The 18,301-nt window shown below is 66.8% G+C and carries 14 protein-coding genes, 2 tRNA genes and 3 pseudogenes; 10 read left to right on the forward strand and 9 right to left on the reverse strand.

Annotated features, from left to right (window positions below; translation table 11 throughout):
* Window positions 1–66: 66 nt before the first annotated feature.
* Both BLV31_RS25920 and BLV31_RS17310 read right to left on the reverse strand, forming a co-directional pair.
* Window positions 67–543, reverse strand: a pseudogene (locus tag BLV31_RS25920) (type IV secretory system conjugative DNA transfer family protein); the annotation flags it as partial.
* Window positions 544–700: 157 nt separating this feature from the next.
* The gene (locus BLV31_RS17310) at window positions 701–1,252 is read right to left on the reverse strand and encodes a hypothetical protein (protein WP_006554365.1); all 552 of its coding nucleotides are present in this window, start codon (window positions 1,250–1,252) and stop codon (window positions 701–703) included.
* Window positions 1,253–1,496: 244 nt separating this feature from the next.
* On the opposite strand from BLV31_RS17310, the pseudogene BLV31_RS17320 reads away from it, so the two are divergent.
* From BLV31_RS17320 to BLV31_RS17340, 4 genes and pseudogenes are all read left to right on the forward strand, one after another.
* Window positions 1,497–1,724, forward strand: a pseudogene (locus BLV31_RS17320) (transposase); the annotation flags it as partial.
* Window positions 1,725–1,837: 113 nt separating this feature from the next.
* Window positions 1,838–3,667 (forward strand): Na+/H+ antiporter NhaA, encoded by a 1,830-nt coding sequence (nhaA, locus tag BLV31_RS17325; RefSeq protein ID WP_064060692.1) that lies wholly within the window; start codon window positions 1,838–1,840, stop codon window positions 3,665–3,667.
* 32 nt (window positions 3,668–3,699) lie between these two features.
* Window positions 3,700–4,131, forward strand: a complete 432-nt coding sequence (locus tag BLV31_RS25925) for an MFS transporter (RefSeq protein WP_367889069.1) — start codon at window positions 3,700–3,702, stop codon at window positions 4,129–4,131.
* A 305-nt stretch (window positions 4,132–4,436) separates the two neighbouring features.
* A pseudogene (locus BLV31_RS17340) lies at window positions 4,437–5,884 on the forward strand (DDE-type integrase/transposase/recombinase).
* On the opposite strand, the gene BLV31_RS17345 reads toward BLV31_RS17340, so the two are convergent.
* Complete coding sequence (locus BLV31_RS17345) at window positions 5,869–6,261, reverse strand: DUF488 domain-containing protein (protein WP_248846213.1); 393 nt, start codon at window positions 6,259–6,261, stop codon at window positions 5,869–5,871. The pseudogene BLV31_RS17340 and the gene BLV31_RS17345 overlap by 16 nt on opposite strands.
* 47 nt (window positions 6,262–6,308) lie before the next feature.
* Between BLV31_RS17345 and BLV31_RS17350 the strand changes: the two genes are divergently transcribed.
* Complete coding sequence (locus tag BLV31_RS17350) at window positions 6,309–8,975, forward strand: excinuclease ABC subunit UvrA (RefSeq protein WP_064060690.1); 2,667 nt, start codon at window positions 6,309–6,311, stop codon at window positions 8,973–8,975.
* Window positions 8,976–9,938: 963 nt separating this feature from the next.
* Here BLV31_RS17350 and BLV31_RS25930 read toward each other — a convergent pair.
* From BLV31_RS25930 to BLV31_RS17370, 3 genes are all read right to left on the reverse strand, one after another.
* Complete coding sequence (locus BLV31_RS25930) at window positions 9,939–10,391, reverse strand: HIT family protein (RefSeq protein WP_072740505.1); 453 nt, start codon at window positions 10,389–10,391, stop codon at window positions 9,939–9,941.
* A gap of 93 nt (window positions 10,392–10,484) precedes the next feature.
* Complete coding sequence (locus BLV31_RS17365) at window positions 10,485–11,630, reverse strand: lipase family protein (protein ID WP_064060715.1); 1,146 nt, start codon at window positions 11,628–11,630, stop codon at window positions 10,485–10,487.
* A 17-nt stretch (window positions 11,631–11,647) separates the two neighbouring features.
* Window positions 11,648–12,868, reverse strand: coding sequence for a L,D-transpeptidase (locus BLV31_RS17370; protein ID WP_211269804.1), 1,221 nt, complete (start codon window positions 12,866–12,868; stop codon window positions 11,648–11,650).
* A 257-nt stretch (window positions 12,869–13,125) separates the two neighbouring features.
* Here BLV31_RS17370 and BLV31_RS17375 point away from each other — a divergent pair.
* Both BLV31_RS17375 and BLV31_RS17380 read left to right on the forward strand, forming a co-directional pair.
* Window positions 13,126–13,198, forward strand: a tRNA-Lys gene (locus tag BLV31_RS17375).
* A 95-nt stretch (window positions 13,199–13,293) separates the two neighbouring features.
* A tRNA-Lys gene (locus BLV31_RS17380) sits at window positions 13,294–13,366 on the forward strand.
* A gap of 119 nt (window positions 13,367–13,485) precedes the next feature.
* Here BLV31_RS17380 and BLV31_RS17385 read toward each other — a convergent pair.
* Window positions 13,486–13,710: a DUF3618 domain-containing protein gene (locus tag BLV31_RS17385; protein ID WP_006554762.1), complete on the reverse strand. Its 225-nt coding sequence runs from the start codon at window positions 13,708–13,710 to the stop codon at window positions 13,486–13,488.
* Between the two features lie 89 nt (window positions 13,711–13,799).
* On the opposite strand from BLV31_RS17385, the gene bcp reads away from it, so the two are divergent.
* Window positions 13,800–14,273 (forward strand): thioredoxin-dependent thiol peroxidase, encoded by a 474-nt coding sequence (gene bcp, locus BLV31_RS17390; RefSeq protein WP_006554761.1) that lies wholly within the window; start codon window positions 13,800–13,802, stop codon window positions 14,271–14,273.
* 24 nt (window positions 14,274–14,297) lie between these two features.
* Here bcp and BLV31_RS17395 read toward each other — a convergent pair whose 3' ends face one another.
* Window positions 14,298–15,668: a dipeptidase gene (locus BLV31_RS17395; RefSeq protein ID WP_064060688.1), complete on the reverse strand. Its 1,371-nt coding sequence runs from the start codon at window positions 15,666–15,668 to the stop codon at window positions 14,298–14,300.
* Window positions 15,665–16,426, reverse strand: coding sequence for a TetR/AcrR family transcriptional regulator (locus tag BLV31_RS17400; RefSeq protein ID WP_019289000.1), 762 nt, complete (start codon window positions 16,424–16,426; stop codon window positions 15,665–15,667). Before BLV31_RS17400 ends, BLV31_RS17395 begins: the two co-directional genes overlap by 4 nt.
* Window positions 16,427–16,514: 88 nt before the next feature.
* Here BLV31_RS17400 and BLV31_RS17405 point away from each other — a divergent pair, with 88 nt between their 5' ends.
* Both BLV31_RS17405 and BLV31_RS17410 read left to right on the forward strand, forming a co-directional pair.
* A complete protein-coding gene (locus BLV31_RS17405; protein WP_019288999.1) occupies window positions 16,515–17,462 on the forward strand; it encodes an ATP-binding cassette domain-containing protein in 948 nt (315 codons plus the stop codon).
* On the forward strand, window positions 17,459–18,244 hold the full coding sequence (locus BLV31_RS17410) for an ABC transporter permease (RefSeq protein WP_064060687.1): 786 nt from the start codon (window positions 17,459–17,461) through the stop codon (window positions 18,242–18,244). Before BLV31_RS17405 ends, BLV31_RS17410 begins: the two co-directional genes overlap by 4 nt.
* Window positions 18,245–18,301 lie beyond the last annotated feature (57 nt).

An 18,301-nucleotide genomic window follows, 5' to 3' on the forward strand; every position in this document is an offset into this window, starting at 1 on the left:
CAGCGGATCGTCGCAGCCGCGAATGGGTGACCAGCGCAGCCCTGCGGGGATGCCCTCGGCGAGGTGCTGCGGGTCGAATACCGCGACCGGTCCGCCCTTGCGGCGTCGGGCGCGAAGGGTCGCGGTGAGGTTGTCGGGCCTCGTGCTGGTCGTGACGACCGCGCCGGGTGCGTCGAGGATCGCGTTGATGACGACGTGCAGGCCCTTGCCTGAGCGGGGTGGGCCGATCAGCAGGATCGAGTCTTCGACCGATGCCCAGACCTTCGTGCTACGGCTGGCACCCAGGAGGTACCCGACATCCTGCGGGGCTGGTGACTCCACGGAGGGTCGCAGGGTGGCCGCGCGGTTAAGCAGTGCCTTCGCGGATGCTGCGGCCTTTGGCCTCGTGGCTGGTCGCGATCCCCGCGAGTCGGCGCGGGTCGGTCTCTGTCTTCCGCGTGTACCGACGCAGAACGATCCACACCCAGACGATCCCTGCGGCGAGCCCACCCAGAAGCGCCGCGCTGACAAGCCAGTAAACGACCGGGTTGAGCCCGTCGGCACCGAGCGCGGTCGCCGGCTTCGGGCTGCGGTGTGCCGGTGAGGAACGCGGCGACGCTACCGGCGGCGCGGAGAACAAGAGCGATCCCGAACATGCCGATCAAGCCAATGAGGGCGGCGTTGGTGAGTTCGTCGCCCATGCCACTGGCTTGCCGCTGGTTCATGGCAGCCGCCGCACCGCGCGCGTGCCCGAGATACGCCCCAGCAGGATCACCTCGTGTGTGCTTGCGTCGGACAGGACGTCGAGGTCGATGATTGCGCGGGCTTCGCCGGTTCCGGTGGCGTCGGTGTGGGAGACGATCGCCGCGACGGCGACATCCTCTCCGGGCACGAACCCATCGGCGGTGACCTCAGCCAAGCGCGGCACCCGTCGAGCGTGGCGACTCCGACGAGTCTCCGGCACAGGGGTCTCGGACGAGGCCACTGCCCGTCGTGGCTTCCGGGTGCGGAGGATGTCGGTGAAGACGCTGCCGTCGCTCTCGCGCACCTCGACCCGAGCCGCGATCGTGCGGTCCTGGGTGATGGCATCCATGAGCGACCCGAACGTCGCCCGCGTCCACGCGCTCACGTCCGGTGACGGGAACGGTGTTCCATCGACCGTCGCGGTGAGCGTGCCGTCTTCGGCGACGGTGACGAGGACGTGCGGCAGCTCGACGGGAGCCGTGGCATCTTCGTCGGTTGGGGTGGATCGGCGTGGGCTGGTGAGGTTCATCGGTGGCCTCCTGCTGCGCGGCTGCTGGTGTCGAACAGGGCGAGCTCCGCCGGGTGGAGTTGGTGCTGGCAGACGAAGCTCCTGGCCTTGATCCGCCACAGGCCTTGGCCGACGCCGAGGTTCGGCAAGAGTTGCTGCTCAGTACCGGTTAGGCCGAGCGCGGTCGCGGTCGGCCCGAGCTGGTCGGACTCCTGCCGGTACACGATCCGGGTCTCGGCATTCGCAAGCAGCGAGTTGGCTAGCGCTCAAGGAGATCGACAAACTCGGGCGGACACTGAAACGACGAGCCACCGACGTGCTCGCCTACTTCGACCGGCCCGGCACTTCGAACAGCCCGACCGAGGCGATCAACGGCCGCCTCGAGCACCTCCGCGGCTCCGCCCTCGGCTTCCGCAACCTCACCAACTACATCGCCCGATCGCTCCTCGAAACCGGAGGATTCAGACCACTGCTACACCCTCAAATGCGATGAGCCCCATAACCCGCTTCGTCTCCATTCCGCCTTGCGCGCTGCACGGTCGACAAGTCTCGCCGCCGGGCGCTGCCCTTGGGTCCCGATATACTTCCCGCATGACGAGTGGGCAGATGGAACGGCACACTAGTTGGCGAACGATTCGCACGGAGTCGGGTTCGGCTGTGCTCTTGGTCGTCGTCGCAGCGGTCGCCTTGCTCTGGGCGAACTCGCCACTCTCCGAGGCCTATTTCGGGCTGTGGGATGTCGAGATCGGGTTCGATGTCGGCGGGTTCGGACTGCACATGAACCTGCACCACTGGATCAACGACGGCCTCATGGTGGTCTTCTTCTTCGTCGTTGGCCTCGAGGTGCGACAGGAATTCGCGCATGGGTCGCTCCGAGACGCCAGCCGCGCGCGTCTCGCGTTGATCGCTGGCGTCGCTGGCGTTGCACTGCCCGCAGTTTTCTACATCCTGATCGTGGCCGCCGCGGGCGGCGACGGGCTCGGTGGATGGGGCGCGGTGGTCGGTACCGACACCGCGTTCCTGTTGGGTGCCCTCGCGCTCGTCGGCCCGAAACTCTCCGGCCAGTTGCGGGTGTTCCTACTCACCCTCACCGTCGTCGATGACTTCCTCGCCGTCTCCATCATCGGCATTTTCTACAGCGACGAGATCCGGCTCGTTCCGCTGCTGATCGCAGTTGCCTGCCTCGCCGGGTTGTGGCTTCTGGGTCGTTCGCGGCAATGGAGCGCCACACCGTACGTGCTGATTGTCATTGTGCTCTGGTTCGCGACCGTTGATTCCGGAGTCCACGCCTCCCTCGCGGGCATGGTCGCAGGACTCCTTATCCCCGCCTACCCGACGCGTCGGCACAAGGTGGTCGCGGCTCGTCAGCTGTTCCGCGACTTCTGGCAGTCGCCGAGCGCGGCATCGGCCCGCGCAGTCGATCGAGGCTTGGCGCGAGGTATCTCGGTAAATGAACGCATGCACGAGGTCTTGCGCATGCCGACCGCGCTCGTCATCGTCCCGATCTTCGCGCTCGCGAACGCTGGCGTCGACCTGCGCGGCGGCGTGCTCGTCGATTCCTTCCAGTCCTCCGTGACGTGGGGAGTCATCGTGGGTCTCGTGCTCGGCAAACTTCTCGGCATCGGTCTCGCCACCTTCGTCGCTGTGAAGCTTGGAGCCGGTCGGCTACCCGAGGGTGTCGGGATGGGCAGCGTGTTTGGCGGCGCGGCGCTTTCGGGGATCGGGTTCACCGTGTCGCTCCTGGTGATCGGCCTCGCGTTCGGCTCGACGCCCGACCTGGGTCGGCAAGCGACCGTCGGCGTGTTGGTCGCGATGATGCTCGCTACCGCGCTTGGTTGGCTGATTTTCCGGATTGCTGCGAAACGCTGGGGAGAGGAGACGGCAGATCTGCCGATGGTGCTCACACCACCCGTTGATCCTGAAGTCGACCACATCCGCGGACCAGAGGACGCCCAGCTCACGCTCGTCGAGTACATCGACTTCGAATGCCCCTATTGCGCGCACGCAACGGGTTCCTGGGAGGACCTTCGCAGCCGGTTCGGGGACGATCTCCGGTATGTCGTTCGCCATCTGCCACATCACCCTCACGGCCCCATAGCCGCACGAGCGTCGGAGGCGGCATCGAATCAGGGGATGTTCTGGCCGTGGCTGGACTTCGTCTTCACGCGGCAAGATGCGCTCGAGCGCGAAGATCTGATCCGCTACGCCGAAGAGCTGGGCCTGGATGTCGCCCAGTTCACGGCTGACCTCGATAGTGCCGCCGTACGTGCCCGTGTGGAGCGGGATCTCGAAAGCGCCGATGCAAGCGGGGCGCACGCCACCCCGACGTTCTTCGTAGACGGCCGACGGTTGCTGGGTAGCTACGACGCTCGAACGCTCACCTCAGCCCTCGAAGCCAGCCGCCGAGGCACACGAACCCAGGAAGTGCGCTCCTGAGTCGTCAGGCGTCGCGGGGCGCGTCGGTACGCCTGCCCGAGCGAACAAGAACACCCGATGGCAGGGCGCTCGTCGCCCTCGACAGCGCTGGCGCGGGAATGTACCTCCCCGTTGCGGCACTCTTCCTCATCCAAGTTCGCGGATTCTCGGTTGCGGACGCGGGCCTCGCATTGGGCATCGGGGCAGGCGTCGGACTGCTGTTCCCCGTGCTCGCCGGGACGCTGGTCGACCGAGTTGGCCCTCGCAGGGTGATCGGCACCGGACAGTTGCTCCGAGCCATCGCGATGCTCGTCTACCTACTCGTACCCGGTTGGCCCGGGGCGATTGCCGGGAGCGCGATCTGCGCCGCCGGGATGCAGCTGCACTACGGATCGCTATACGCCTTCCTGACAGCATTGCGTCCCAGCGACGGGTCTCACGATGCGCAGTTCGCTCGCGTTGAGATGGTGCGTTCGGCTGGCTAGGTGCTGGCGCGCTCCTCGGTGCCGTGCTGCTGGCCTGGGACCCCGCCATGTTGCCTTGGCTGCTGGCGGTCAAACTCGTCACGTCGACGATGGCAGCCATACTTGTGTTCACGATGCGGATGCCGCCGCACACGCCATCTCGCTCGGTGAAGGCTACGTCCGCCGCACCAGGAGTGCTACGGAACCCCTGCGTGTCAGGGTGAGTTGAGTCCAGCGCTTCACAGCAACCCCGCCTGCAGGGCGAGATACGGATCAACTCCTCGATGACGATTTCCAGCCTGGCCGTGGCCGGGGACAATGCCCGCATGGACTCTTCGCATCCCCGATCGGATGGCCCGCGCCGACGCCGCGCTTTTTCACCGGCGGACAAGCTCGCGTATCTGGCCGCGTACGAGCAGGCCTGCGAGCGAAGCGAGGGCGGCGCCTACTTGCGCCGGGAGGGTTTGTACTCGTCCCTGATCAGTGAGTGGCGCAAGCAACGCGACGCCGGTGTCCTCGACGACAAGCCGGCCGACGCGAAGGTCGGGAAGCTGACCGCCGAGCAGGCCGAGATCGCCCGCCTGCGGCGTGAACTCGACCGCACCAACAAGCGTCTCGCGACGACCGAGGTGGCCCTCGAGATCATGGGAAAAGCGCACGCGCTCTTGGAACAGATCTGAAGAGAGCGCGGACACCGACGAGCCGCGCAAGAAGCGTTGATGGCCGCCCACCACACTCTCACCGCAGCCGGTGTCAGCACCAGGGCCGCAACAACATTGACGTCGGTTGTGCGGTCGACGGCCGCCCGTGACAAGACCCGGGCCGCGGCCCGGCGCGGGATACGGCGCCCCCGCGGCGGGTGCCGGCGAACAAGCTCACCACCGAAGAACGCGCCGCTGTGCTCAGCACGCTCGACTGCGACCGGTTCGTCGACCAGGCCCCGCTCGAGGTCTACGCGCAACTCTTCGACGAGGGCACCTACCTGTGTTCGGTGTCGACGATGTACCGGGTCCTGCGGGAGAACACGCAGGTCAGCGACCGCCGGCGGCAGGCCCGGCATCCCGCCAAGGCGTGTCCGGAGTTGGTGGCCGACGCGCCGCGGCAGGTCTACACCTGGGACATCACCAAGTTGCCCGGCCCGACCAAGGGCGTCTACTTCGACGCCTACGCGATGGTCGACATCTACTCCCGCTACATCGTCGGAGTACACGTCCAGACCCGCGAATCCGGTTTGCTCGCGGTGGAATTCATGACCGAAATCTTTGCCGTGCACGGTATCCCGAACGTCGTGCATGCGGACCGGGGGACGTCGATGACCAGCAAACCCGTCGCTGCCCTGCTCGCCGATCTCGAGGTGACCCGCTCACACTCGCGCCCGAAGGTCTCCAACGACAACCCGTACTCCGAATCGCTGTTCAAGACCCTCGAGTACGGGCCGGCGTTCCCGGAACGCTTCGGGTCGATCCACCACGCCCGACAGTTCATGGAAACGTTCGTCACCTGTGGGGGCACCTCCCGCTTGCGGGGGAACAACCACGATCACCGGCACAGCGGAATCGGTCTGCACACCCCCGCAGACGTTCACTTCGGGCTCGCTGCCCAGAAGGCCGCGGAGCGCTCCATCGTCCTCGCTGAGGCTCGTCGCGCCCATCCCGAACGATTCGGAGCCACGGACCGAGGGCCGAAGATCCTGGACCTGCCCACCGAGGCGTGGATCAACCAGCCCGCCGTCATCGACGGCACCGAACCTGCGGCAGATCAGGCGGCCGCGTAACACCCGTTGGACTCAATCACCTTGACAAGTTCCGCGTTGAAGTCAGCAGGACTGAGCACCGCTTCGACCTGGCGACCTTCCAAGAGGCGCACGTACTCAGCGGCGTATCGCTCCCACGACACAGCCCCGTGCTGGTAGTCACGTAGCGCTTGCTCTGTCGGGGTGAGGAGCAACTCCTGCCGATAATGCATGTCGCAAATCTCACTGAGGAAGAACTCGAGGTCGTCTCGCTTCGCGAATCCTGCGAGCTGCGAACGGTTCCGGAGCCGTATGTCAACAAGAGCCGTCGCGCCGCTGTCGGAGAGCAGACCGAAGAACTCGCGCGCCTTCTTCTTCGTGAACCCGATGGTAAACAGCCGCATCGTCTTGCCTCCCACGGTCGATGAACCTGCTTACCACGAGACCCGCTTGGTACAGTTCCGAAATGGATCACCTTTCCTCAGTGTCCACCCACGTCCAGCCCGATGTCCGGGTGCGTGGTGCCCGCGAACACAACCTCAAGGACGTCGATCTCACGGTTCCGCGTGACGCGATGGTTGTGTTCACGGGCGTGTCCGGATCCGGGAAGTCCTCCTTGGCTTTCGGCACGTTGTACGCGGAGTCGCAGCGGCGCTACTTGGAGTCAGTTGCCCCGTACGCGCGGCGACTGATCGACCAGGCGGGTGTCCCCGACGTCGACTCCATCACCGGGATGCCGCCCGCAGTCGCCTTGCAGCAGCAGCGCGGAGGGCGCAGCGCGCGCTCCTCTGTAGGCAGCATCACCACGCTGTCGAGTGTGGTTCGGATGCTCTATTCGCGAGCCGGTGAATACCCAGACGGTCAGCCGATGCTCTACGCCGAGGACTTCTCCGCGAACACCGTGCAGGGCGCGTGCCCCGAGTGCCACGGCATCGGCAGAGTGTACGCGGTGACCGAGGAGCGGATGGTGCCCGATCCCTCACTCACCATCCGGGAGCACGCCATCGCATCGTGGCCGACCGCCTGGCACGGCCACCAGTTGCGGGACGTGCTCGTCGCGCTCGGCTACGACGTCGACGTACCGTGGAAGGATCTGCCGAAGAAGGATCGGGACTGGATCCTCTATACCGACGAGACCCCCTTCGTTCCCGTCCACTCTCGACTCACACTCGCCGAGGCGCGCCGGGCAATCCGAGCAGGAATCGAACCGAGCTACTCGGGCACCTTCGTCGGCGCGCGGCGGTACGTGCTCGACACTTTCGCGAACACGAAGAGCGCGTCGATGAAGCGCCGCGTAGCCCAGTTCATGAGCGCGGCGGTCTGCCCGGTGTGCCATGGGAAGCGGCTCAAACCCGAAGCACTGACGGTGACGTTCGAAGGACTCGATATCGCGGACTTCTCAGCCTTGCCACTGCGTGAATTGGCTGAGCTCCTCGAGTCCGTCGTCGCCGAGTCTGACCGCGAGGGCGAGACCTCCGGCGCCGTGGTCGACGTCGCGACTAGACGTGAAGCCGTCGAGCAGCGCGTTGCTGCTGGCGGCTCCGCGCACTCCGCTGCGCCGGATGTCCGTCGCACACCGAATCAGTCTGTCGAGAAGCGCGCCGCGGCAGCCCGCCTGGGCGCAGAATTGCTGGACCGCCTGCGCCCCATCATCGATCTCGGACTCGGTTACCTCTCGCTAGGTCGCACTACGCCGACACTGTCCGGAGGGGAGCTACAACGACTTCGACTCGCCACGCAGCTCACGTCGGAACTGTTCGGTGTTGTCTACGTCCTCGACGAACCGTCAGCCGGTCTCCATCCGCACGACGTCACCGCGCTGCTGGGTATCCTCGACGGGCTGAAGCAGCGCGGCAACAGCCTCTTCGTCGTGGAGCATTCCGTCGACGTCATGCGGCACGCGGACTGGCTGGTCGACATCGGCCCCGGAGCCGGGGAACACGGCGGGCGCGTGATCTACAGCGGACCCACGGACGGGCTCGCGGAGGTCGACGAGTCGGTGACGCGCGGATACATCTTCGGGGGCAGCGGCCTTCCACCGCACCAGCCCCGTGCCGCCCACGACTGGTTGCAGCTGGAGCACGTCACCCGCAACAACCTGCGGGACGTATCCGTGGCGCTACCGCTCGGAACGCTCACGGCTGTCACTGGCGTGTCAGGGTCGGGGAAGTCCAGCCTTGTCAGTCAAGTCCTGCCTGCCCTCATCGGCGCCAGGCAAGGAGACGCCCCTCGCGTCGAGGAGGAAAGCGCTGAGGCCGACGCCCTGCTCCTCACTGACGAGTCCGATGAACTCGGAGGGTCGGTCGAGGGCGATCTCACGACCGTCCGGCGTGTGGTGAGCATCGACCAGAAACCCATCGGCCGCACGCCCCGCTCCAACGTCGCGACCTACACAGGACTCTTCGATCATGTGCGGCGCCGGTTCGCCGCGACGCTGGAAGCTCGGACACGCGGATACAAGCCCGGTCGGTTCTCCTTCAATGTCGCAGGCGGCCGTTGCCCGACCTGTGAGGGTGAAGGCTCCGTGATGGTCGAGCTGCTCTTCCTGCCCTCGGTCTACACCGTGTGTCCCGACTGCCATGGCACCCGCTATCAATCGAGCACCCTGGAGATCACCTGGCGAGGGCGCAACATCGCGGAAATCCTCGCGATGAGCGTCGAAGAGGCTCACGAGTTCTTCGCCGGCGAGTACGACGTGATGCGCTCCCTCACCTCGCTGGTCGATGTCGGGCTCGGTTATCTGCGCTTGGGACAGCCGGCCACAGAGCTCTCCGGTGGGGAGGCGCAGCGTGTGAAGCTGGCCACCGAACTGCAACGAGCGCAGCGCGGCGACACTCTGTACGTGCTCGATGAGCCGACCTCCGGATTGCACTGTGCCGACGCAGACCGTCTAGTTACCCACCTTCAGACTCTCGTCGATGCGGGCAACACGGTCGTGATGGTGGAACTCGACATGCGAGTGGTCGGCGCAGCCGACTACGTCATCGATCTCGGGCCGGGAGCCGGTGACAACGGCGGCACAGTGGTCGCGTCCGGAACGCCAGCAGAGGTCGCCGCGTCGAGAAACAGCGCTTCAGCACCGTATCTCGCCGCCGCCCTCGCCGAGGCCGCGACGCTGACGTCAGGGGCATAACCTTCTCCCTCGAGCATGATGCTCAGCAGGCGCAAGCTGTCGACGAACTCCCGAGGCGCCTCGACGGTGGGGACATGCGCGGCAGATGGCGCGACGACGACTTCGGTGCCGAGCCGACTGGCCATCTCTACCTGCACGTCGAACGGCCACGCTTAGTCGTCGGCAGCGCGCCCAACCCAGAAGGGCACTCCGATCGACGCCACCTCGCCGACCCGGTCGGGGGCCTATCGTCCCGCACCGCGTCCGTTGAGTTCGGACAGCTGCATCGGCAGACGGGCCATAATCGCTATCGCCTGGGATCAGTGCTCGAACCCCCGATTGCTGCACCTGGTCGATACGTGCGGCGAGCTCCTTCGCGTCTGGCACGCTGAGGTGGTCGCGCCAGACCTGCGCGTCCACGGGGCTCAGCCCCACCACCGCCCCGTCACGCTCAGCGAGCCAAAGCGTCTCGACTGCTCCCAGCCTGGACAGGATGCGACCTGTCACCGGGTCATTGGGCTCGACCAGCATGGACAGCACCATCCTCGCGGTGCGCTCGTCGCTCGCGACATCACTCAAGCTGGCCATCGTTGGTTCCTCTCGGCGTTTCACTTACCGACGAGGTACACGGTCGGCCCCGGTTGGGCCGCAGCTAGGAGAGGACTGCGCGGATAAAGATGCCAACTCCCATCAGCAAGAGCGCGCCGTAGAAGGGCAGAATCGACCACGAAGACCAAACGCTCCAGGTCGGTACCCATCGGCCAACAACAGTGTTGACTCGCTCACGCCATCCGGCCGACGCCGGTATCGGATCGTCAGCTTCGGATGGGTCGAGTGAGAACTGCGGGACGGCCCGCGTGCCCCGTGCAACTGTGTCGTACAGGCGCCGATAGGCGCGTTCTTGTCGCAAGTAGTTGGCGTCGAGGAACATGAAGAGCACGACCGCGGCGAGTCCGAGCAGAGCTACCGCCCGGGAGTGCTGGATCAGCGCGAACCCATAGGTGGCCGTCGCAACTGGCAGCAGCCACCCCTTCGCGCTTGATGACGCAGCGGACATGCGAGTGACGACTGCCTGGATGAAGTCGAGGTGCTTCCGCCGATCTTCTTCAGAGGGTGCGCTCGACGTGCTCTACTGTTGCTCGCCTTCCGACACTCGACTCTCAGCGCTTCCCACGCGTCGTCCTTCTCCTTCTCGCTGTAGTTGCTTTCGGGCGGCCAGATGTGTCCGATGGGGTCGCCTTCCCAGCGAGGCACAAGATAAATGTGCAGGTGGAAGACGGTCTGGCTCGCCGCACTGCCGTTGGACTGGATGACATTGAGCCCGTCCGGATTGACTGCACGTTTGACCGCTGCGGCGAGCCGGGTTGTTGCGTCAGCGAGCTGTTCCGCAGTGCTTCGGTCAAGCGTCCAGATGTCGGGAACGTGGATGCGAGGCACCCCGAAGAGAACCCCCGATCGGATTTCCGATCGGGGGTTTTCTCGTTCCCGGAAGAATCCTCACGCACAGCGGTTCCTCACGCGCAGGCCGGTCTATTCGAACGAGCGCGTCACGAAGGCGTCGACGTCGGCCCGGGAGCGCTCCACCGTCGTGTAGTGCCCGGCCATATAGACGCGGTAGTCGACGTCCGCCCCTGCGACCTTCATATCGGCGGCGAGCGCCGCGGACAGCGGCAACGGGACCATCACGTCGTGGATGCCGTGCGCGAGGAAGACCGGCCGGTCGTAGCCGTCCACCGGGGCGGCGAGATAATCGGCCAGCAGCGACGGCATCGGACCCTCGGCCAGCGGGCGCGCGAGCAGATCCCCGACCGGGATGTCGCGCACCGACTCCTCGAGATCGTCGTAGCAGAGCTCTTCGGCGCGATCGACGACCTCATGGCCGATCGGGGTCAGGTAGCCCTCGACGTCGGCCTCGGGGTAGGCGTCGCGCAGCCCAGCGAAGATGTACCCGCTGAAGCTGACGAGGCCCCACAGTCCAGGATCGGGGAAGCCCGGGACGCCGATCGTGAAGGCCCGTTCGAGGTTCGCCGGAGCACCCGTCGCGACCGTTCCGCGGAAGTCGAGTTCGGGAGCGCGGGAGGTCGCGATCGCAGCGGTGTGCAGCGCCGCGTGTCCTCCCTGCGACTGCCCCATCACGATCCAGCGCTCCGACAGCGGCGCCCCACCGTCGCGGGCGGCCCGGACGATGTCGACGATGCTGTTCGCGGCGCTGGGGCCGTCGAGATAACGGTGGAGACCCTCGGAGCCCAGACCCGGGAAGTCGGCCGAGACGACCGCGTACCCGGAATCGAGCCAGTGCTGCAGATAGGTCCGCTCGAGATCGGAACGCGGCGTGCGGGTCGTGAGCGCGCAGTCGTCGCCCACACCGGTCGTGCCGTGTGCCCACGCGATGACGGGCCAGCCACCCTCGGGGGCATCCCCCCCGGGCAGGAACAACGCGCCCGTGGCGACGGTCGGCTCCCCCGACCGCCACTCGGTGGCGTACTCGAGCTTGATGGCCGTCGCGGCACCGGGCACCGACAGTTCGTCGGGCAGCGGCAGCTGCGAGACCACCGAACCCGGTGCCGGAGCGGACGACGACGCGACCGGCGAGGCCGCCGCCCCTGCCGGTGACAGCGCCGCGAGCAGCACGGCACCGCAGAAGGCAGCGCTCCACCATCTCCCCCGAACGGCCATCGATCCCCCTTCACCCGTCACGCCGCAGCGTTGCCGGCTTTCCATGTCGACCACGGGATGTTCCAGTCACCGAGTCCGTCCGTTCCGGGGAGAGTGCCGCCCACGGTGTTGCGGACCACGACGATGTCGCCGCGCTTGGTGTTGTCGAAGATCCACTTGGCGTTGGCGGGGCTGAGGTTCAGGCAGCCGTGACTGACGTTGCGCACACCCTGGTCGCCGAGCGACCACGGGGCGGAGTGGAAGAAGATGCCGCTGTAGGACATCCGCGTCGCCCACTCGACCGGCGTGCGGTAACCCTGCGCCGAGTCGGAGGGGACGCCGTAGGTGGACGAGTCCATGATCATGGACTCGAACCGGTCGCCGATGATGTAGACGCCGTTGGGCGTGGGCGTGGAGTCCTTGCCGAAGGAGGTCGGCATCGCGATGACGTCGACGCCGTTGCGCGTGACAGTGACCTGCTTGGTCGCGTCGTCCGCCGTGATGACCACCGCATCGCCGATGGTGAAGGACGAGTGGACGTCGGACTGACCGAAGAGGCCGTCGCCGAGATCCTTGCCGTAGACGTTCACATCTACGGTGATGGCGGTGCCGGGCACCCAGTAGTTCTCCGGCCGCCACCGCACCTCGCGGTTGTTGACCCAGTAGAAGGCGCCCTCGACGGGCGGGTTCGTGGTGACGGTGATGGCCGCCTCGGCCGCGAGCCGATCCGGGATGTTCTCGTCGAACTGCACGGCGATCGGCTGGCCGATACCCACGATCGAACCCTCACCGGGCAACACGTAGGGCTGGGTGAGATTGGCCGGCGACGAAGTGGTGAAGGCCGCCGTCGACGTGGTCGCGCCGCCGAGTCCGTACGCGACGGCCTCGAGCGTGTAGGAGCGGTTGTAGCCGAGCGGTGCGGTGTTCACCCAGGTGAGTCCGTCGTCGGCGAGTTCGCCCTGCACCGGCTCCCCTGCAGGGTTGAGCAGGGTCACCGAGTCGAGCTTGCCGTTGACCACCGAGACCGTCACCGGGTCGATCGGCGAGAAGCCGACCGATCCGTCGGCGACACTCGACGACACCGTCGGCTTGATCAGCGCCGCCACGGGATTGGAATCGATGGGCACTTCTTCGGCGCCCGTTCCCGAACCGCCGGCACATCCCGTGACGAACGCAACAACGCCGACGACGACCACTCCGAGGATTCCCCGTACCCGACGACCCCGGGGGTTCCCCGCACTCGACTCCGTCACTTCCATACTCCGATCCCGCCTCCCCCAAGGCACCGAAAACGCACGTCACAACACCGAACACGATGATGCCAGCTTCTCTTGCGGCCGACCCGACGCGACTCCCCCGTACGTCGGTAACGTTCGAATGACAATCGCTCCGACCGTCCGATCCGTTACTTCCACAACCTTACAGAAACATTCTGACCAGCCGATTTGGCGCGTCGCGCGACGGTGTGTAATGTTCTTCTCGTTGCTGGGACGGCATCCCGGGAATACATCGTCAAGCGCCATTAGCTCAATTGGCAGAGCAGCTGACTCTTAATCAGCGGGTTCGGGGTTCGAGTCCCTGATGGCGCACAACACGAAGGCCGGACACCCAGTGTCCGGCCTTCGTTCTGGCGGTGACACCGTCCTCCGCGTCGCCCGGCGACGACCGGGAGACACATCGCCACGCGCCATTAGCTCAATTGGCAGAGCAGCTGACTCTTAATCAGCGGGTTCGGGGTTCGAGTCCCTGATGGCGCACAACACGAAGGCCGGACACCGGAAACGGTGTCCGGCCTTCGTCGTTCGCGGCGGTTCGGCCCCGGAACGAGGAACACCCACGCCGGGTCGGCGTGGGTGTTCCTGTGTGCAGCCGGGGATCAGCGCAGGATTCTGCGCAGTACCAGCAATCCGACGACCGTGCCGGCCGCGATCGCCGCGTACTTCTTCACCTGCGGCTGGTTCACCTTCGCGAGGATGGTCTGCTTCGTGCTTGCCACCAGATTCTTCGGGTTGGCGCGGACGCTCAGTTCGTCGAGTGTGCTCGCGAGCTGATTGCGGGCCTTCTCGATCTCCCGCTCGATGTCCTCGGTGTCCCTAGCCACGTGTCCTCCAGAAGGTCGCTGCAGTGTGCTGCGACCACGGTAATGGACGCGCGCCGGGAATGGCTGCACGGTCCACTACTGTCGCCTCCATGACCGAGAACAGCAGACTCGCCCCCGGTGATCCCGCACCCGATTTCACCCTTCCCGATGCCGACGGCAACGAGGTGTCGCTGTCGGATTATCGCGGACGCAAGGTCATCGTGTACTTCTACCCCGCCGCGAGCACCCCGGGATGCACGAAGCAGGCGTGCGACTTCCGCGACAGTCTCGCCGAGCTGAACGAGGCGGGCCTCGAGGTGATCGGCATCTCGCCCGACAAGCCTGCCAAGCTCGCGAAGTTCCGCGACGCCGAACAGCTGACCTTCCCGCTGCTGTCGGATCCCGAGAAGATCACCCTCCAGGCATGGGGTGCCTTCGGCGAGAAGAAGATGTACGGCAAGACCGTCACCGGCGTCATCCGCTCGACCTTCCTCGTCGACGAGGACGGGAAGATCGAGGTCGCGCAGTACAACGTCCGCGCGACCGGGCACGTGGCGAAGCTGCGCCGCGACCTGTCCGTCTGACGCCCGGGTGCCCGGCCGGCAGCGTTACCGCGGCGCCAGCGAGGTCAGCAGCAGCGCCTCGGCTACGGCGAGATTCTCGATCTCGGTGGGGTCGACGCTCTCGTTCGGCGCGTGGATGACGCAGCGCGGTTCCTCGACGCCGATCAGGGCGATCTCGGCCCGCGGCACGGCGCGGTGCAGCGCGGTGCACAGCGGGATCGATCCGCCCTGCCCGGCGGTCCCGACCTCCCGGCCGTAGGCGGTCTCGAGCGCCGCGCGCAGTGCGGCGTAACCCGGACCGTCCGTCGCCGCCCGGAAGGGTTCGCCGAGGACGTCGCGGTCGATGCGCAGATGCGCTCCCCACGGCACGTGGGCCTCGAGATGGGCAACGAGCGCGTCCTGGGCGGTGCGGGCGTCGATGCCGGGCGGCACGCGCAGGTTCAGGCGTGCGGACGCGCGTGGCACGACCGCGGCGGCCGATCCGACCATCGGCGGAGCGTCGATCCCGAGGACGGTCAGTGCCGGTCGCGCCCACACCGCGTCGGCGACGGTTCCGGAGGTGGGGAGCGAGACACCGTCGAGCACGCCCGCGTCGGCGCGGAAACGGTCTTCGGGATAGGGCACACCGTCCCAGGTCGCGGTGCAGTCCAGTCCGTCGACGACGGTGTTGCCGTGCTCGTCGCGCAGGGTGCCGAGCAGATGGATCAGCGCGGCCAGCGCGTCGGGGGCCGCTCCCCCGTACATCCCGGAGTGGATCTCGCCCTTCAGCGTCTCGATGTGGACGTCGACGTTCGCGATGCCCCGCAGCGTCGTGGTGAGGGTGGGCCGGCCCACCTCGGCGTTGCCGCTGTCGCCGATGACGATGAGATCGGCGTCGAACATCTCGGGTCGTTCGGCGACGAGGTGGTCGAGGCCGGCGCCGCCCATCTCCTCCGAGCCCTCGACGACGATGCGGACACCGACGGGCAGTGGGCCGTCCGCACACAGCGCCCGCAGTGCGAGCAGGTGCATAACGACGTTGCCCTTGCAGTCGGCGGCGCCGCGGCCGTACCAGCGGCCGTCCCGTTCGGTGAGCGTGAAGGGCTCGCTGCGCCAGAGTGATTCGTCGCCGGGCGGCTGAACGTCGTAGTGGCTGTAGAGCAGAACCGTCGGGGCGCCGTCGGGGGCGGGCGTATGTCCGAGTACGGCGAGCGAGCCGTCGGCGGTTTCGATCGTCTCGACGCTCTCGATTCCCGCCTCGGTGAAGGCATCCCGCACCCAGTTCGCTGCACCGACGCATTCCTCCACCGGGAACTGGCGCGGATCCGCGACGGAACGGAACGCGACGAGCCGCGCGAGATCGTCGCGCGCAGCCGGCATCGCCTCCCGGATCCGCTCGCGGATGCGCTGCGTCGCGTCGGTGTCTGTCGCTGTCATGATCCGTCCTCCGCACGTCGGATGAGTACGTCGATTCCGTCCAGCAATCGTTCGAGACCGAAACGGAAGTCCTGCTCGTGCCATACTGCCTCGTCGTCGGCGTCGCTCCCGTCGGGGTCGAACGCGCCGCCCTCGACCGCCGCCAGCACCGAGGGGTACTTCTCGGGATCGAGGATGCGCCGCAGCATCGCCGGGGTGTCGGACGGGTCGTCCGCGACATCGGTTCCGAGTTCCCACGAGAAGCGTGCGCGACCGATGGCGTAGAGCGAGATCATCATCACCACCTGCACCTTCGCAGGTTCGTCGAGTGGGGTGGCGGACAGCGCGCCGAGTCCCGCGTCGAGCCAGAGCAGGTTGTTGGGATAGTACGGCGCCGTGCGGATCGGGTACTGCGTCAGCCACTTGTGCGCGCGCAGACTCCGGTACTCGGCCATCGCCCATGCCTCGAGCCGTTCCCGCCAGTCGCCTCCGACCGGTAGCTCGGGGGGCGACCCGATGGCGCGGTCCCACGCGAGTTCGACGAGCTGGTCCTTGTTGCTCACGTAGCGGTACAGCGACATGGTGGTGAAACCCAGTTGCTTGGCCACCCGGCTCATCGAGAGCGCTTCGAGCCCTTCGGCGCCCGCCACCTCGATCGCCGCATCGAGGACTTGTTCGAGCGTGAGTCCCCGTCGCGGGCCCCGGGTGCCGGTATCGCTCAATCCCCATGCCAGCTGCACACTCTGCGGCAGCGGATCGTCGGGCTCGGGACTGCTCATGCTCCTCCAGATTTCGGGTCTTGCCGCCATCCTAAAACTGCGTACGCTATACACATCGGTATATTGCATACACAGTTAGTGAGATGTCATGACTCGTTCCGTTCCCGCCATCGACGTCCGGGGCCTACGCAAGTCGTTCGGCCCGACCACCGTTCTCGACGGCGTCGACCTCCGGGTCGACACCGGATCCGTCTTCGCACTGCTCGGCGCGAACGGCGCCGGCAAGTCCACCACCGTCCGCATCCTGACCACCCTGTTGCGCCCCGACGCGGGCACCGTCACCGTGGCCGGCCTGCCACTCCCCGGCCGCGCCCACGCCGTGCGCGAGAACATCGCACTCACCGGCCAGTACGCCGCGATCGACGACGTCCTCACCGGCACGGAGAACCTCCGTCTCGCAGCGCGCCTCGCGCACCTGCCGTCGGCCGCGATTCCCGGTCGCGTCCGTGACCTGATCGAACGTTTCGACTTCGCGCACGTCGCCGACCGGCGCGCCGGCACGTACTCCGGCGGCACGATGCGACGCCTCGACATCGCCATGAGTCTCGTCGCGTCCCCGCAGGTGTTGTTCCTCGACGAACCCACGACCGGGCTCGACCCGCGCAGCCGCCTCGTGATGTGGGAGGCGATCCGCGAACTCGCCGACGACGGCGTCACCATCTTCCTGACCACCCAATACCTCGAGGAAGCCGACCGACTCGCCGACCGCATCGCCGTCCTCGACGGCGGGCGGATCGTCGCCGAGGGCACACCCGACGAACTCAAGTCGCTTGTGCGCGGCGGCTATCTCGAACTGCGCTTCTCCACCGACGCCGACCTCACCCATGCCGCGTCGGTGCTCGACGGCGAGATCGACCGGGCAGCACTGACACTGCAGGTCCACACCAAGGGCGATCTGCCCCACGTCGCCGCCCTGCTCGACCGCCTCGCCGCCGAGGCGGTCCCCGTCGAGAAGTTCGGGCTGCACTCCCCCACCCTCGACGACGTCTTCCTCACCCTCACCGGCTCCACCGACGAAACAAAGGTCGTCCGATGACACTCCTCGCGCACCCCACCCCGCTCCGCTTCGCTTCGCGCGACCACGCCGCCGTGACCGGCAGGAACCTGCGGCGGATGCTCCGCAGCCCCGACGCGCTGCTGATGGGTCTCGCGCTGCCGGTCCTGCTGCTCGTGTTGTTCGTCTACGTCTTCGGTGGCGCGATCGACACCGGCACCGACTATCTCAACTACGTCGTGCCCGGCATCGTGCTGTTGTCGGCGTCCTTCGGGGCGGCACAGACGGCCGTCGCGGTCGCCTCCGACATGCACCGCGGCATCGTCGACCGGTTCAGGTCCATGCCCATCGCCCGCTCCGCCGTGCTCACCGCGCACGTCGTCGCGAGTCTGGTCCGCAATCTCGCCAGCACCGTCGTGGTGTTCGTGGTGGCCGCACTCATGGGATTCCGGCCCGACGCCCACCTCGTCGAATGGGTGGCCGCCACCGGTGTCATCGCGTTGTTCGTCCTGGCGATCTCCGCCGTCTCGGCCGCGCTCGGGATGCTCGCGGGCAATGACGAGGCCGCGAGCGGGTTCACCTTCCTCCTGCTCTTCCTCCCCTACGTGAGCAGCGCGTTCGTCCCGCCCGAGACGATGCCCGGATGGCTGCGCGGTTTCGCCGAACACCAACCGGTCACCCCGGTGATCGAGACCGTCCGGGGACTGCTCACCGGCACCGGGATCGGGTCGTCCGCGATCGTCGCGATCGGGTGGTGCGCGGCGTTCACCGCAATCGGCCTGGTCGCCGCCACAGCACTGTTCCGACAGCGGACCGCACGCTGACCTGTGGCTGCCCGGTTTGTGACACTCTGACTCACAACAAGTATTCGGGAAAGCACG

It is taken from the genome of Rhodococcus pyridinivorans (genome assembly GCF_900105195.1).
Taxonomy (GTDB): Bacteria; Actinomycetota; Actinomycetes; order Mycobacteriales; family Mycobacteriaceae; genus Rhodococcus; species Rhodococcus pyridinivorans.

Coding starts and splice junctions, on each gene's coding strand:
- BLV31_RS17365 (WP_064060715.1), bottom strand. CDS start 11,630: ATGGCCGTTCGGGGGAGATGGTGGAGCGCTGCCTTCTGCGGTGCCGTG.
- BLV31_RS17410 (WP_064060687.1), top strand. CDS start 17,459: ATGACACTCCTCGCGCACCCCACCCCGCTCCGCTTCGCTTCGCGCGAC.
- bcp (WP_006554761.1), top strand. CDS start 13,800: ATGACCGAGAACAGCAGACTCGCCCCCGGTGATCCCGCACCCGATTTC.
- BLV31_RS17350 (WP_064060690.1), top strand. CDS start 6,309: ATGGATCACCTTTCCTCAGTGTCCACCCACGTCCAGCCCGATGTCCGG.
- nhaA (WP_064060692.1), top strand. CDS start 1,838: ATGGAACGGCACACTAGTTGGCGAACGATTCGCACGGAGTCGGGTTCG.
- BLV31_RS17405 (WP_019288999.1), top strand. CDS start 16,515: ATGACTCGTTCCGTTCCCGCCATCGACGTCCGGGGCCTACGCAAGTCG.
- BLV31_RS17310 (WP_006554365.1), bottom strand. CDS start 1,252: ATGAACCTCACCAGCCCACGCCGATCCACCCCAACCGACGAAGATGCC.
- BLV31_RS17370 (WP_211269804.1), bottom strand. CDS start 12,868: ATGGAAGTGACGGAGTCGAGTGCGGGGAACCCCCGGGGTCGTCGGGTA.
- BLV31_RS17395 (WP_064060688.1), bottom strand. CDS start 15,668: ATGACAGCGACAGACACCGACGCGACGCAGCGCATCCGCGAGCGGATC.
- BLV31_RS17400 (WP_019289000.1), bottom strand. CDS start 16,426: ATGAGCAGTCCCGAGCCCGACGATCCGCTGCCGCAGAGTGTGCAGCTG.